13 protein-coding genes are annotated in these 14,355 nt (G+C 76.1%); 12 read left to right on the forward strand and 1 reads right to left on the reverse strand.

What is annotated here, in order from left to right; genetic code table 11:
- Nucleotides 1–166 precede the first annotated feature (166 nt).
- Nucleotides 167–1,126, reverse strand: a complete 960-nt coding sequence (locus tag ACRYR7_RS19095; RefSeq protein ID WP_432573699.1) for an ACP S-malonyltransferase — start codon at nt 1,124–1,126, stop codon at nt 167–169.
- Between the two features lie 411 nt (nt 1,127–1,537).
- Here ACRYR7_RS19095 and ACRYR7_RS19100 point away from each other — a divergent pair, with 411 nt between their 5' ends.
- From ACRYR7_RS19100 to ACRYR7_RS19155, 12 genes are all read left to right on the forward strand, one after another.
- The gene (locus ACRYR7_RS19100) at nt 1,538–2,191 is read left to right on the forward strand and encodes a response regulator transcription factor (protein ID WP_432573700.1); all 654 of its coding nucleotides are present in this window, start codon (nt 1,538–1,540) and stop codon (nt 2,189–2,191) included.
- Nucleotides 2,188–3,054 carry a sulfurtransferase gene (locus ACRYR7_RS19105; protein WP_432573701.1) on the forward strand — a complete coding sequence of 289 codons (867 nt, stop codon included), beginning with the start codon at nt 2,188–2,190 and terminating at the stop codon, nt 3,052–3,054. Before ACRYR7_RS19100 ends, ACRYR7_RS19105 begins: the two co-directional genes overlap by 4 nt.
- A 457-nt stretch (nt 3,055–3,511) precedes the next feature.
- The gene (locus ACRYR7_RS19110; protein WP_432573702.1) at nt 3,512–3,883 is read left to right on the forward strand and encodes a TcmI family type II polyketide cyclase; all 372 of its coding nucleotides are present in this window, start codon (nt 3,512–3,514) and stop codon (nt 3,881–3,883) included.
- A gap of 46 nt (nt 3,884–3,929) precedes the next feature.
- Nucleotides 3,930–5,630 carry an acetyl-CoA carboxylase carboxyltransferase subunit alpha gene (locus tag ACRYR7_RS19115; RefSeq protein ID WP_432573703.1) on the forward strand — a complete coding sequence of 567 codons (1,701 nt, stop codon included), beginning with the start codon at nt 3,930–3,932 and terminating at the stop codon, nt 5,628–5,630.
- A complete protein-coding gene (accB, locus tag ACRYR7_RS19120; RefSeq protein ID WP_432573704.1) occupies nt 5,627–6,217 on the forward strand; it encodes an acetyl-CoA carboxylase biotin carboxyl carrier protein in 591 nt (196 codons plus the stop codon). The genes ACRYR7_RS19115 and accB overlap by 4 nt, the downstream gene beginning before the upstream one ends.
- A 4-nt stretch (nt 6,218–6,221) precedes the next feature.
- On the forward strand, nt 6,222–7,577 hold the full coding sequence (locus tag ACRYR7_RS19125) for an acetyl-CoA carboxylase biotin carboxylase subunit (RefSeq protein WP_432573705.1): 1,356 nt from the start codon (nt 6,222–6,224) through the stop codon (nt 7,575–7,577).
- A gap of 47 nt (nt 7,578–7,624) precedes the next feature.
- Entirely contained in the window at nt 7,625–7,885 is a 261-nt protein-coding gene (locus ACRYR7_RS19130) for an acyl carrier protein (RefSeq protein ID WP_432573706.1), read from the forward strand.
- Complete coding sequence (locus tag ACRYR7_RS19135) at nt 7,882–8,409, forward strand: SRPBCC family protein (RefSeq protein ID WP_432573707.1); 528 nt, start codon at nt 7,882–7,884, stop codon at nt 8,407–8,409. The genes ACRYR7_RS19130 and ACRYR7_RS19135 overlap by 4 nt, the downstream gene beginning before the upstream one ends.
- Entirely contained in the window at nt 8,406–8,906 is a 501-nt protein-coding gene (locus ACRYR7_RS19140) for a cupin domain-containing protein (RefSeq protein ID WP_432573708.1), read from the forward strand. The genes ACRYR7_RS19135 and ACRYR7_RS19140 overlap by 4 nt, the downstream gene beginning before the upstream one ends.
- A complete protein-coding gene (locus ACRYR7_RS19145) occupies nt 8,903–10,189 on the forward strand; it encodes a beta-ketoacyl-[acyl-carrier-protein] synthase family protein (protein WP_432573709.1) in 1,287 nt (428 codons plus the stop codon). Before ACRYR7_RS19140 ends, ACRYR7_RS19145 begins: the two co-directional genes overlap by 4 nt.
- Complete coding sequence (locus ACRYR7_RS19150) at nt 10,186–11,430, forward strand: beta-ketoacyl synthase N-terminal-like domain-containing protein (protein ID WP_432573710.1); 1,245 nt, start codon at nt 10,186–10,188, stop codon at nt 11,428–11,430. The genes ACRYR7_RS19145 and ACRYR7_RS19150 overlap by 4 nt, the downstream gene beginning before the upstream one ends.
- 41 nt (nt 11,431–11,471) lie before the next feature.
- Complete coding sequence (locus tag ACRYR7_RS19155; protein ID WP_432573711.1) at nt 11,472–14,285, forward strand: FAD-dependent monooxygenase; 2,814 nt, start codon at nt 11,472–11,474, stop codon at nt 14,283–14,285.
- Nucleotides 14,286–14,355 lie beyond the last annotated feature (70 nt).

Here is a 14,355-nt window from a genome sequence, read left to right on the forward strand (position 1 = left end):
GGTGCGCAGCTGCTACTCCGAGCGGGAGATGTACCGCCTGCTCAACCGCGCGTACCAGCGCCTGGGGGCGGCCAACCGCACCGAGGCGCTGCTGCTGGCCCAGCGCGCCGGCCTGCTGTCGGCGTGACCGGGCCCGACCGGCGCTGAGCGGGGTGCACCGCCCGCGTCAGCCCGCCCCGAGCAGCTGCGCGGCGGCGGGCAGGTCCTCTGGTCCGCGCACCGCCAGCACCCGCACGTCCGGCAGCGCCCGGCGGGCCAGCCCGCTGAGCGCCCCGGCCGGCGGCAGCTCCACGAAGGTCGTCGTGCCCGCGCCGGCCAGCGTCGTCGTGCACAGGTCCCAGCGCACCGGGCCGGCCACCTGGGCCACCAGGCGCCGCAGCACCTCCGGCCCGGAGGCGACGACCTCGCCGTCGGCGTTGGACAGCAGCGGCAGCACCGGGTCGGCGGCCGCGACCCCCTCGGTCGCGGCCCGCAGCACGGGCACCGCCGCCGCCATGGCCGGGGTGTGGAAGGCGCCGGCCACCGGCAGGCGCTTGACCACCGCCCCGGCCGGGCGGTCCTGCTCCAGGGCCTCCAGCGCCTCCACGGTGCCGCCGACCACGAGCTGGCCGGCGCCGTTGCGGTTGGCGGGCACCAGCCCGGCCCGCAGCACCGCCTCCTCCACCTCGGCCGGCTCGCCGCCCAGCACCACCGACATCCCCGAGCCGCCGCCGGCGCAGCACGCCGCCATGGCGCGCCCGCGCGCGGCCACCAGCCGCAGCGCGGTGGCGTCGTCCAGCACGCCGGCCAGCGCGGCCGCCGCCCACTCCCCGACGCTGTGCCCGGCCAGCCGGGCGGGGGTCGCGGTGCGCATCAGCTCGCGGCCGACGAGCAGCGAGGTGGCCACCACCAGCGGCTGGGCCACCTCGGTGGGCAGGATCTGCTCGGCCGTCCACGTCGTGCCGGCGGCGACGAGGTCCAGGCCGGCCGCCTCGGACCACTCGCCCAGCCGCTCGAGCACCCCGGGCAGCTCCAGCCACGGGGCGAGCTGCCCGGGCCGCTGGGCGCCCTGGCCCGGGGCCAGCAGCGCGGTGGCGGCCGGTGCGGCGTCCGCGGGGGCGCTCTGCTGCTCGGGGACCTCGATCACGGTGACCTCCTGGGGTGCGGGGCGGGCGGGTGGCCGGGGAGCGGTCCGGTCCGCGACGCTGCTCCCGCACCGAGGGGGCGGTCAAGGCGCCCGCCAGCTGATCACCAGCCACCTGCCAGCGCTTGGCAGTGAGCTGCCGGGCGCGGCACGCACGTCCCGCCCCCCGGTGCGACAGGGTGGTGCGGTGCCCACCCGCGGCGGCCGTGCCGCCGCCGCACCCCGCCGTCGTGCGCCCCGAGCGCGAGGAAGCAGGTGCCCCGTGACCCGCGGCCGCCCCACGAGCGCACCCGCGGTGCCCGCCGCCGGCGCTGCCGTGCCCGTCGTGCCCGTCGTCCCCGTCGTCCCCGCCGGACCGGTCCCACCCGGTCCCGCCCGGAGCGCCGCGCGCGCGGCGGACGCCGGGGTGCGCCCGTGAGCCCCGCCGTGCAGCCCGGCCCGCTCGTCGTGCTCAGCGGCGTGCCCGAGGTGTACGGGCACGGCCTGGCCCACGCGCTCAGCGCGGCCGGCGCCCACCGCGTCGTGCGCACCGACGGCGAGGACCTGGTGGAGCTGCTGACCGGGGAGGACCCCGCGCCGGCGGTGCTGGTGGTGCCCGAGGCCGCCGCGGAGCGGGTGCGCTCGGCGCTGCGCGGCTCGCCGGTGGAGGACCGGGTCGCGCTGGTGCACCTGGCGCCCGGCGCCGGGCGCGACGGCTTCGTCGGCGCCGTGCGCGCCGGCGCCCTGGGCGTGCTGGACCCCGACGCCGAGCTCGAGACCGCCGTGGAGGTCGTGCTCTCCGCGGCCGAGGGGCGCGTGCTCGTCCCACGCCACCTCGTGGACTCGCTGGCCGAGCCCTCCGGGGCGGCGGGCGCGCCGCAGGTGGCCCCGCACGAGCGGGAGTGGCTGCGCATGCTCGGCCAGGGCGGCACGGTGGCGGCCATCGCCCGCTCCGCCTCCTACTCCGAGCGCGAGATGTACCGCCTGCTGGCCAAGCTGTACCGTCGCCTGGGCGCGGAGACCCGCACGCAGGCGCTGCTGCGCGCCGCCGACTGGGGACTGCTGGACGAGGGGGGGAACGGGCCGTGAGCAGCTGGCGCGCCCAGCCCGAGGTCCGCCCCGAGGTGGTGCCCCCGGTGGTCGACGCCCGCTGGCTGCGCGAGCACCGCGGCGCCGTGGTGGTGCTGCAGGTGGACGACGACGCCACCCCCTACCACGCCGGCCACCTGCCCGGGGCGCTGCCGCTGTCGACGTACGACGACCTGCACGAGCGCGTGCGGCGCGGGCCGGTCTCCCTGCAGGGCTTCGAGCGCCTGATGTCGGCCATGGGCGTGGGCGTGGACGACCACGTGGTCCTGTGCTCGGCGGGCAGCCCCAGCCACGCGGCCTACGCGTTCTGGGTGATGCGGCTGTACGGGCACCGGCGCCTGAGCCTGCTCGACGGCGGGGTGCCGGCCTGGACGGCCGCCGGCGGCGCGCTGGACGACAACCCGGTCGTGGTGGCGGCGGCCGACTACCGCAGCCCCGGGCGCGACGGGTCGATCGTCGTGGGCCGCGACGAGCTGCTGGCGCGCTACGTCGGCGCCCCGGACCCGGTGCTCATCCTGGACTGCCGCACCGAGGGGGAGTTCGAGGGGCGCGTGCAGCACCAGCTCGACGTCGCCGCCGAGCGGCACCGCGTGCCCGGCCACATCCCCGGCTCGCGCAACCTGCCCTCCTCCGAGGTGCTGGAGGGCCGCTCCTTCGCGCCGCTGGGGCGCCTGCGGACGCTGTTCGCCGACCGCGGCCTGACCCCCGCCTCCGACCTGGTCGTCTACTGCCGCGTGGCCGACCGCAGCTCGCTGCTGTGGTTCGTGGCCGCCGAGGTCCTGCGGCACCCGCGGGTGCGCCACTACGTCGGGGGCTGGGCCGAGTACGGCAGCCTCGTCGACGTGCCCGTCGAACTGCACTGACCGCGCCCGCCCGCGCGAGCGCCGCGGCGCCCCGGTCCCGCTGACCGCACCCGCCGCACCGCGCCGGCCCGGCGCACCCGCCCGTCGCACCGCCCCGCCGCGACCCCTCGCCGCACCCGCCCGCCGCACCCGCCCGCCGCACCGCGCCGCCCCGGCCCCGCGGCAGGGAGCTGGCAGTACCGGCGCCGGTGCTGGCACGGTCCTGACAGGGCACACCGGGAGCCCGCCGTCGGCGTTGACGCTGGGTGCCCACCGCGCCACGCTCGACGCAGTGGCCGTTCGGGCAACCACTTCGGGACCCGCCCCGCGCGGACCCCGCTCCAGCGACCGCCCGAGGTCCACGAAGCCGTCACGTCGTCCGCCCGCACGGGGCGGGCGGTCCCGCGCCGGCCGCTCCGCACCCACCGCCGGTCCGTTCGCGCCCCGCCGCGCCGGCACGTCCTGACGAGGAGTTCCCATGACGCGTCCTCTCGCACCGGAGACGCCCACCGCCACCGACCGCACCACCGCTCGGAACATCATCGTGGCGAAGATCGCACCCGGTGCGGAACCGGACGTGGCACGCATCTTCGCCGAGTCGGACGCGACGGACCTGCCGCACGCGCTGGGCGTGACCGAGCGCAGCCTGTACAGCCTGGGCGACCTCTACGTGCACCTCGTCGAGTTCGACCGCAGCGCCGCCGAGGTGATGGAGATCGCCGCCCGGCAGCCCGGTTTCGGGGAGATCAGCCGCAAGCTGGACCCGTTCATCTCGCCGTACCTGTCGACGTGGCGCGGACCCGCCGACGCCTCCGCCCGCCGCTTCTACACCTGGCGTCCCGGGCAGTGACCCCCGTCCCCGGCCGCCGACCCGAACTCGCTGCAGGAGAAGGACGATGACCACCACGGCGTCCCCGCCCACCACCGGTGCCGACTGGGTCAAGTGCTCCGGGTGCGCGCGCCCGCTCTACAGCCGCCGCCTGGCGCGCGACCTCGAGGTGTGCCACGAGTGCGGCCACCACCAGCGCCTGTCGGCCCGGGCGCGCATCGCCCAGCTCACCGACCCCGGCAGCTTCGAGGAGTTCGTGCTGCCGCCGGTGCCGCTGGACCCGCTGGGTTTCACCGACACGGCCCCCTACCCCGAGCGCCTCGAGCGGGCCCGCCGCTCCACGGGCGAGCAGGAGGGCACGATCGCCGGGACCGCCCTCGTGGAGGGCGAGCCCCTGGTGCTGCTCGTGATGGACTTCCGCTTCCTGGGCGGCAGCATGGGCTCGGCCACCGGTGAGGCGGTCGCCACCGCGGCCGACGAGGCCGTGCGCCGGCGCCTGCCCCTGGTGCTCGTCACCGCCTCCGGCGGGGCGCGCATGCAGGAGGGCGCGCTCTCCCTGATGCAGATGGCCAAGACGAGCCAGGCCCTGGCGCTGGTCGCCGAGGCGGGGCTGCTCAGCGTGGGCGTGCTCACCGACCCCACGTTCGGCGGCGTCACCGCCTCCTTCGCCTCCCTCGGCCAGGTCCTCGTCGCCGAGACCGGTGCCGCGGTGGGTTTCGCCGGCAAGCGCGTCATCCAGCAGACCGTCCCGCAGGAGCTGCCCAAGGGTTTCCAGCAGGCCGAGTACCTCCTGGCGCACGGCCTGGTGGACCGGGTCGAGAGCCGCGAGCGGCTGCGCCCGCTGCTGGCCCGGCTGCTGCGCCTGCACCGCCCCGCCGCGGCCCCCGCGACGACCGGCGCCGGCAGCATCCCCGCCCAGCGCGTCCCGGCCACCGGCGCCGGTGCGCGGGCGGCGGAACCGGCCGTGCCCGACGCGTGGGACGTGGTGCGCGCCGCCCGGCACCCGGAGCGGCCCACCGCGCTGGACTACCTCGACCTCGCGTTCGACGACTTCGTGGAGCTGCACGGGGACCGCGCCCACGGCGACGACCCGGCGATCGTGGCCGGCGTCGCCTCGCTGGCCGGGCGCCCCGTCGTGGTGGTCGGCCACCAGAAGGGGCACGACACCCGCGAGCTGGTGGCGCGCAACTTCGGCATGCCGCACCCGGAGGGCTACCGCAAGGCGCTGCGGATGTTCGAGCACGCCGAGCGCTGCGGGATGCCGGTGGTCACCCTGGTCGACACCCCCGGCGCGTACCCGGGCGTGGCCGCCGAGGAGCGCGGGCAGTCCATCGCCATCGCCGAGGCCATCGCCCGCTCCAGCCGCCTGCGGGTGCCCGTGGTGAGCGTGGTGACCGGTGAGGGCGGCAGCGGCGGCGCGCTGGCCCTGGCCACCGGCGACCGGATGCTCATGCTGGAGAACACCTTCTTCTCCGTCATCAGCCCCGAGGGGTGCGCCGCGATCCTGTGGCGCGACGCCCAGGAGGCCGCGCAGGCGGCCCGGGCGCTGCGGGTGACGGCCCCGGACCTGGTGCGGCTGGGGGTCGCCGACGGCGTGGTCCCCGAACCCGCCGGCGGCGCGAACGCCGACCCGGAGGAGGCGGCGGCCCTGCTGGGGCGGGCCGTGACGGAGGCCCTGGACGAGCTGTGCGCCCTGGACGCGGACGAGCTGCTGCGCCTGCGCAGCGCGCGGCTGCGCGGGATGGGCGCGGGGAGGGGATCGCTGTGACGACGAACGGCACGAGCACGACCAAGGGCAGCAACGGCACGGGTGCGATCGGAGCGGGTGGGGTGGGCGGTGCGGTGGAGGTCCACCACGACACGGTGGAGGTGCACCACGACGTGGTGCAGGAGCTGACGGACCAGGCGGTGTCGCTCTCGCGCTCGCTGCACGGGCCGCTGAAGCGCATCGCGCTCTCGCGCGGCGAGGTCACCGTCGAGGTGGACTGGCAGGACGCCGTCAGCGCGGCGCCCGCGGCGGTCCACCCGGTCGGGGTCCCGGCCGCCGCGGCGCCGGCGGCGCCCGCGGCCGCCGCCGGCGCCGCGGTGGAGGAGGACCTGCACACCGTGCGCGCGCCGCTGGTGGGCACGTTCTACGCCGCGCCCTCGCCCGACGAGGCGCCCTACGTCTCGCCTGGCGAGACCGTCACGGTGGGGCAGACGCTGGGCATCGTCGAGGCCATGAAGCTCATGAACTCGATCGTCTCCGACGTCGCCGGCACCGTGGTGGAGGTGCTGGTGGAGAACGGCTCCTCGGTGGAGTTCGACCAGCCGCTGGTGCGCATCGAGCCCGCCGACGCGCACCAGGCCGGGTGAGCGGATGTTCTCCAAGATCCTCATCGCCAACCGCGGCGAGATCGCGGTCCGCGTGGCGCGCGCCTGCCGCAGCCTGGGCATCGGGGTGGTGGCGGTGCACTCCAGCCCCGACCGCGACTCCGCGCTGGTGCGCATGGCCGACGAGTCGGTGAACATCGGCCCGGCGCCCTCGCGGTTCAGCTACCTGAACATCCCCAACGTGATCGAGGCGGCGCTGCAGACCGGCGCCGAGGCGATCCACCCCGGGTACGGGTTCCTCTCCGAGGACCCGGACTTCGCGGAGGTGTGCGCCGACAACGGCATCACCTTCATCGGCCCGCGCCCGGACGTCATGGCACGCCTGGGCAACAAGGCCAGCGCCCGCTCGGAGATGTCCGCCGCCGGGCTGCCCCTGCTGCCCGGCGTCGTCGAGCCGGTCGCCACGGCCGACGAGGGCGCCGCGATCGCCGACTCCATCGGCTACCCCGTCGTCATCAAGGCGGCCGCCGGCGGCGGCGGGCGCGGCATCACCGTGGTGCGCGACCCCGCCCAGTTCCGCCAGGCGTACACCGCGACGCGGCGCACCGCGCACAGCGTGTTCCGCGACAGCACCGTGTACGTCGAGCGTTACCTGGACCGCGCCCGCCACATCGAGGTGCAGGTCCTGCTCGACGAGCACGGCAACGGCGTGCACCTGGGCGAGCGCGACTGCTCCGTGCAGCGCCGCCACCAGAAGCTCGTCGAGGAGGCCCCCGCGGCCGGCCTGACCCCGCAGCAGCGCGAGGAGATCGGCGCCGCCGCGGTGCGCGGGGCCCTGGCCGTGGGGTACACCGGGGCGGGGACCTTCGAGTTCCTGCTCGACGACCGCGGCAACTTCTCCTTCATGGAGGTCAACTGCCGCATCCAGGTCGAGCACCCGGTCACCGAGATGGTCACCGGCCTGGACCTGGTGCGCGAGCAGATCCTCATCGCGGCCGGCCGGCCGCTGAGCATCAAGCAGGAGGACGTCCGCCTGGACGGCGCGGCGGTGGAGTGCCGCATCAACGCCGAGGACCCCTCCCGCGGGTTCGCCCCGGCGCCCGGCCTGCTGGACGTCTTCGACCTGCCCGGCGGTCCCGGCGTCCGCGTGGACACCGCGCTGACCGCCGGTGCGCAGATCAGCCCCCACTACGACTCCCTGGTCGCCAAGGTCATCGCCTGGGCGCCCGACCGGGAGCAGGCCCTCGCCCGGATGCGCACGGCCCTGGCCGAGATGCGCGTCGAGGGCAGGGGCGTCGTCACGACCCGGGACCTGCACCTGCAGGTCCTGAGCGACCCGGTCTTCCAGGCCGGTCAGCACCACACCGGTTTCCTCGACGGCGCCACGGCGCTGAGCGCGTGAAACCGGGCACCACCGAGTCCGCAGCAGGACCTGACGAGGAGAGCACCGTGACCGTTCAGAACACCACCTTCGGCCTCGACGACCTGATGGACCTGCTGGTCGCCAAGGTCGGCCTGCCGGCCTCCGCCCGCACGGCCGACCCGGACGTCATGTTCACCGACCTCGGTCTGGACTCGCTGGCGTTCCTGCAGCTGCAGACCGAGCTGCAGCAGGCCCACGGCCTGCCCGTCGACGAGTCCGCGCACGCCGAGGACCACTCCCTCGGCTCGATCGTCGACATGGTGAACTCCGCCCGGGTCGACGCGTGAGCGCGGCCGAGACCACCGCCCCGGCCGGCACCACCTCGCCGACCCCCGGTCACGTCGACAACTCCGTCGTCATCGACGCTCCCATGAGCCTGGTGTGGGACATGACCAACGACGTGGAGAACTGGCCCGACCTGTTCACCGAGTACGCCGCCGCGGAGATCCTCAGCCGCGAAGACGGGAAGATCACCTTCCGCCTGTCCATGCACCCCGACGAGAACGGCAAGGTCTGGTCGTGGGTGTCCGAGCGCACGCCCGACCCCGCCACCCGCACCGTCGTCGCGCGCCGCACGGAGCCCGGCCCGTTCGAGTTCATGGACATCCGCTGGACCTACGAGCAGCGCCCCGAGGGCGTCCTGATGCGCTGGGTGCAGGACTTCCGCATGCGCCCGCAGGCCCCCGTCGACACGCCCACCATGACCGACCGCATGAACGCCAACACGCTCGTCCAGATGGACGTCATCCGGGGGAAGGTCGAGGCCGCGGCCCGCGCCGCCGCCCCCGCCGAGCAGGGGAGCAACGCATGACCACCGAGGTCCGGCCCGAGCAGCTGCGCGACGGGCACCCGAACGTGGGCGCCCCGGACCCGGTGCGCGTGCACCAGGCCCAGGCGCCCAAGCCCTCCGACATCCGCACCGTCAGCGCCGCGGAGGTGCCCGCCAACCGCCGCCGCGGCGGCGACGTGCGCACCGTGCTGGCGCCCTCGACCGCCGGCTCGACGACGGGCTTCATGGGCACCGTGACCCTGCAGCCCGGCGAGGTCGTCACCGAGCACTGGCACCCGTACTCCGAGGAGTTCCTGCTGGTCGTCTCCGGCGAGCTGGGGATCCGGCTGGACGGGGAGCTGCGCACCCTGAAGGCGCAGGAGGGCGTGTGCGTGCCGATCGGCGTGCGCCACAAGCTCATCAACGACTCGGCCGAGCCGGCCACCGCGGTGTTCACGCTGGCCCCGCTGGCCCCGCAGCCGCGCCTGGGCCACGTCGACACCGAGGAGCTTCCGCCGCTGCCCGGGGCCGCCTCGTGATCGGCGGCCGCAGGGTCGTCGTCACCGGCGTCGGCGTGGTCGCCCCCGGCGGCCCGACGCGGGACTCCTTCTGGCAGCTCCTGGTCGACGGGCGCACCGCCACGCGCCCGATCACCTTCTTCGACGCCTCCCGGTTCCGCTCGCGCATCGCGGCCGAGGTCGACATCGACTTCTCCGCGCGCGGGCTGACCACCCACGAGATCGCCCGCACGGACCGCTTCACGCGGTTCGCGATGGTCGCCGCCGACGAGGCCGTGGCCGACTCCGGCCTGGACCTGTCCTCGGGCACGGGCGTGGACCACGACCGCCTCGCGGTCAGCCTGGGCAGCGCGGTGGGCGCGACCATGCGCCTGGAGGACGAGTACGTCCAGGTCAGCGACTCCGGCAAGGACTGGGTCGTGGACCCCGCCTACGGCTCGCGCTTCCTGGACCGGGTGCTCATCCCCAGCAGCGGCGCCTCCGAGCTCGCCGCCCGCTTCCACGCCCACGGCCCGGCGTCGGTGATGTCCACCGGCTGCACCTCCGGCCTGGACGCGGTCGGGTACGGCTTCCAGCTCGTCGAGGACGGTGACGCCGACGTCGTCATCGCCGGCGCCGCCGACGCCCCGATCTCGCCGATCTCGGTGGCCTGCTTCGACGCCATCCGCGCCACGTCCGCGCGCAACGACGAGGCGGCCACCGCCTCGCGGCCCTTCGACGCCACCCGCGACGGGTTCGTCATGGGCGAGGGCGGCGCGGTGCTGGTGCTGGAGGAGTACGAGCACGCCAAGGCGCGCGGTGCGCACGTCTACTGCGAGGTCAGCGGGTTCGCGAACCGCTGCAACGCCTTCCACATGACGGGCCTGCGCCCCGACGGCACCGAGATGAGCCGGGCCATCGACGCCGCCCTGACCCAGGGCCGCATCGACCCGAGCTCGGTCGACTACGTCAACGCGCACGGCTCGGGCACCAAGCAGAACGACCGCCACGAGACCGCCGCGGTCAAGCGCAGCCTCGGGCAGCGCGCCTACGAGATCCCCATGACCTCCATCAAGTCGATGGTCGGCCACTCGCTGGGCGCCATCGGCTCCATCGAGCTCGCCGCCTGCGCGCTGGCGATGGAGTTCGGCGTCGTGCCGCCCACGGCGAACCTGGAGAACCCCGACCCCGAGTGCGACCTGGACTACGTGCCCAAGACGGCGCGCGACCAGCGCATCGACGTGGCGGTCTCGGTGGGCAGCGGCTTCGGCGGCTTCCAGTCGGCCGTGGCCCTGACCTCCCTGGCGACGAAGGAGAACTCGTGACGCGCGCTGTCGTGACCGGGCTGGGCGTGGTCGCGCCCAGCGGGGTGGGTGCCGAGGAGCACTGGGCGTGCGTGCGCGCCAACGAGGTGCGGGTGACGCCGCTGAGCGCGTTCGACTCCTCCTCCTACGGGGTGACCCTGGCCGGGCAGGTGCCCGGCTTCACCCCCGACGAGCACGTCGAGCCGCGCCTGCAGGTGCAGACCGACCGCTGGACGTGGATGTCGCTGGCCGCCACCGCCATGGCGCTGGGCGACGCGCGCTACGACCCCGCCGAGCACGACCCGTACGCCACCTCGGTGGCCCTGGCCGCCTCCTCCGGCGGCAACGAGTTCGGTCAGCGGGAGATGACGGGCCTGTACGGCCGCGGCCCGCAGGCCGTCACCGCGTACCAGTCGATCGCCTGGTTCTACGCGGCCAGCACCGGGCAGGCCTCCATCAAGCACGGCACCAAGGGTCCGGCCAGCGTGCTGGTCACCGAGGGCGCCGGCGGCCTGGACAGCCTCGGGCACGCCCGTCGCGTCGTGCGCCGCGGCACCCCCACGGTGCTCGCCGGCGGCACCGAGGCGTCGCTGTCGCCGTACGCGCTGGCCTGCCAGTCCGTGGGCCGGCAGCTCACCTCCGCCCGCACCGCGGCGCAGGGGTACAAGCCCTTCGACGCCACCGCCAACGGGTACGCGCCCGGCGAGGGCGGCGCGGTGCTCGTGGTCGAGGACGCCGAGCAGGCCCTGGAGCGCGGCGCGCCGCAGGTGTACGGCGAGATCGCCGGCTACGCGGCCACCCACGACGCGGCCTCCCCCTCGGACCCGCTGGGCGACCCGGTGCAGTACGCCCGCGCGATCCGGCGGGCGATGGACGACGCCGGCGTGGGCCCGGACGACGTGGACTTCGTCCTCGCCGACGGCGCCGGGGTGCCCGAGCTGGACGCCGCGGAGTCCGAGGCGCTGCGCACGGCGTTCGCCGGCCGCCGCGCCCCCGTGCCGGTCGCCGCGCCGCAGGGCCTGGTGGGCCGGCTCAGCGTGGGCGGTTCCGCGCTGGCCGTGGCCACCGCGATGCTGGCCATCCGCGACGGCGTCGTGCCCGCGGTGGGCAACCTGGACCGGGCCGCCGAGCACGCGCACGGCCTGGACCTGGTCACCGAGCCGCGCGAGACCGCGGTGCGCACCGTCCTGGTGGCCGCTCGCGGCCTGGGCGGCTTCAACAGCGCCATGGTGCTGCGCCGCTTCGAGGGGACCCCGGCGTGAGCGGGCCCGGCACCGCGGCGACGGGCGGGCCGGTGCGCACCATGCTGCGCATGCGGGCCCGCCCGGGTTGCGAGGAGCAGTTCGTCGCCGCCTGGCGCGCGGCCGCGGCGGAGATCAGCCGGGTGCCGGGCAACCTGCGCCAGGAGCTGATGCGCAGCCAGACCGAGGAGAGGTGGTTCGCCATCGCCAGCGACTGGACCGACGGCGCCGCCGCGGCGGCGTTCGGGCGCAGCAGCGCCCGGGAGAACCTCACCGAGTCGCTGCGCGAGCTGCGCGAGGACGCCGCGCGGGAGGTGTTCACGGTGCTGGACCAGGTGCCGGGGCAGGCCGCCGCCGCTGAGCCCGCCGGGGAGGCCGCTGCCGCTGAGCCCGCCGGGGAGGCCGCCGGCGCGAGCGCCGGGCACGACGGGCTGCCCCACGGCGCGGTGCGGGTGGACATCTCCACCTCCGTCGCCCCGGGGGAGCAGGAGGCCTTCGAGCGCGCGTACGCCGTGGTCGCCGGCCGCGTGGGCGGCAAGGGCGGGCACCTGCGCGAGGAGCTGCTGCACGACCCGGAGACGGGCCGCTTCCACATCTTCGCCGAGTGGGAGTCCGCCGAGGGGTTCCGCCAGTGGGTGGAGGACCCCGCGCACCTGGCCGACTCCGCGCCGCTGGCGCGCTGGCTCTCGGTGGACTTCCAGCGCACCGTGTACGAGCTGCGCCAGCGCCCCGCCGTCGGCGCGGGCGACCAGGGCCGCTGGGCGTTCGTGCCCGGCGCGGTGCGCGTGGACATCTCCACCTCCGTCGCCCCGGGGCAGGAGGAGGCCTTCGAGCGCGCCTACGCCGTGGTCGCCGGCCGCGTGGGCGGCAAGGGCGGGCACCTGCGCGAGGAGCTCCTGCGCGACCCGGAGACGGGGCGCTTCCACATCGTGGCCGAGTGGGAGGACGCGCAGCGCTTCCGCCTGTGGGTGGAGGACCCCGCGCACCTGGCCGACTCCGCGCCGCTGGCGCGCTGGCTCTCGGTGGACTTCGAGCGCACCGTGTACGAGCTGCGCCAGCGCCCCGCCGTGGGCGCGGAGGGCTCCGCGGCCGGCGGCGCCGCCGCGGCCCCCGCGGCGCCGGCGGCCGCGCTCGCCACCGACCCGGCACCGGTGCCGACCCAGCCGCCCGTCCCGGCCCCGGCCGCGGTCGTGCGCGAGACCACCCCCGCCCCGGCGCCCGTGCCGGTGCCGCCGGTCCCGGCCGACGCGGCCGGGCCCGAGGTCCTCGTCGTGGGCGCCGGCCCGGCCGGGATGACCCACGCGCTGGAGCTGGCCCGCCGCGGCGTGCGGGTGCGCCTGGTCGACAAGCGCCCCGAGCTCTCCACCCGGGCGGACAAGGCCATCGGCATCCACTGCCGCACCATGGAGATCTGGGAGCGGCAGGGCATCGTCGCGCAGGCCGTCGAGGCCGGCACCTGGCTGCACGGGCAGACGGTGTTCGTCAACGGCGTGCAGACCCACCAGGCGGACTTCTCCGACCTGGACGTGCCCTACGCGCACCTGGGCCTGCCGCAGTACGAGACCGAGCGGCTGCTCACCGGCGCTCTCGAGGCCGCCGGCGTGCGCGTCGAGCGCGGCCGCGAGCTGCTGACGTTCGCCCAGGACGGCGACGGGGTGACCTGCGTGCTGGGCACCGCCGACGGCGAGGAGGTCGTGCGCACGCAGTACCTCGTCGGCTGCGACGGCGCCCACAGCGCCGTGCGCTCCGGCCTGGGGCTCACCTTCGAGGGCGGGCTGTCGATGTTCCCGCAGCTGTTCATGCTCGGCGACGTGGACCTGGACTGGGACATGCCGTCCGGCCACCTGCTGCGGTTCGTGCGCATCGAGGAGGACGGCGGCTTCACCGGCATGCTGGTGTGCGTGCCCCTGAAGGGCCGCAACCGCTACCGCGTGGCCACGATGGCGCCGCAGCGGTTCGTCGACGCCGTCGGCACCGGCGTGGTGCCCGCCGGTTTCTGGCAGGAGTACGACCCGCCGAGCCTGGGCGACATCCAGGAGGTCGTCGACGAGCTGGCCCCCGCCGGGACCACCGCCAGCAACCTGCGCTGGTCCTCGATCTTCCGCATCAAGCACGGCATCGTGGACCGCTACCGCGAGGGGCGGATCTTCGTGGCCGGCGACGCCGCGCACCTGCACCCGCCGGCCGGCGGGCAGGGCATGAACACCGGCATCCAGGACGCCTGGAACCTGGGCTGGAAGCTGGCCCTGGCGGTGCGGGGGCTGGCCTCGGAGGGGCTGCTGGACAGCTACGAGGCCGAGCGCCGCCCCGCCGGGCGCGCCATCGTCGACCGCGCCGTGAACCTGGCGTTCACCGACGAGATCGACATGGACGACGCCCGCGAGCAGTTCCTGCTCGAGATGCAGATGACGATGAACTACGCCGGCAGCCCGCTGGTGGGGGAGTCGCTCGTGACCGCGGCCGGCGGTCCCGAGCCGGGGCACCGCGCCCCGGACGCCACGGGCCTGCGCCGCTTCGGGGTCGCCCACGAGCTGCGGGTGTTCGACCTGCTGCGCTCGACGCGCTCGGCGCTGCTGCTCTACGCCGACGCCGGGGTGGACGAGGAGGGCTTCCTGCAGCTGGAGAAGCTCGCCGACGCCGCCCGCACCGCCGCCGCCGGTGAGCTCGACGTGCACCTGGTCGTCAGCCCCGACGCCGTCGTGCCGGCGGCGCTGGGGATCGGCGCCCACCGCGACACCCGGCACGCCTACCGCGACGCCTACGGGGTGTCCGGGACGGCGGCGCACGTGGTGCGCCCCGACGGCCACGTCGGGTTCCGGTCGCTGCCGGCCTCGCTGCCGGCGGTGCTGGAGCACCTCGCGCTGGTCTTCGCCTGAGACCCGTGCTGGACCACCGCCACGACGGGGTGGCGGACGGGCCCGGGCGCGGCGACCCCCGCACGGGGTC

This window comes from Kineococcus gurbantunggutensis (genome assembly GCF_050871925.1).
Taxonomy (GTDB): Bacteria; Actinomycetota; Actinomycetes; order Actinomycetales; family Kineococcaceae; genus Kineococcus.

Coding starts and splice junctions, on each gene's coding strand:
- ACRYR7_RS19110 (WP_432573702.1), top strand. CDS start 3,512: ATGACGCGTCCTCTCGCACCGGAGACGCCCACCGCCACCGACCGCACC.
- ACRYR7_RS19115 (WP_432573703.1), top strand. CDS start 3,930: ATGACCACCACGGCGTCCCCGCCCACCACCGGTGCCGACTGGGTCAAG.
- ACRYR7_RS19125 (WP_432573705.1), top strand. CDS start 6,222: ATGTTCTCCAAGATCCTCATCGCCAACCGCGGCGAGATCGCGGTCCGC.
- ACRYR7_RS19140 (WP_432573708.1), top strand. CDS start 8,406: ATGACCACCGAGGTCCGGCCCGAGCAGCTGCGCGACGGGCACCCGAAC.
- ACRYR7_RS19155 (WP_432573711.1), top strand. CDS start 11,472: ATGCTGCGCATGCGGGCCCGCCCGGGTTGCGAGGAGCAGTTCGTCGCC.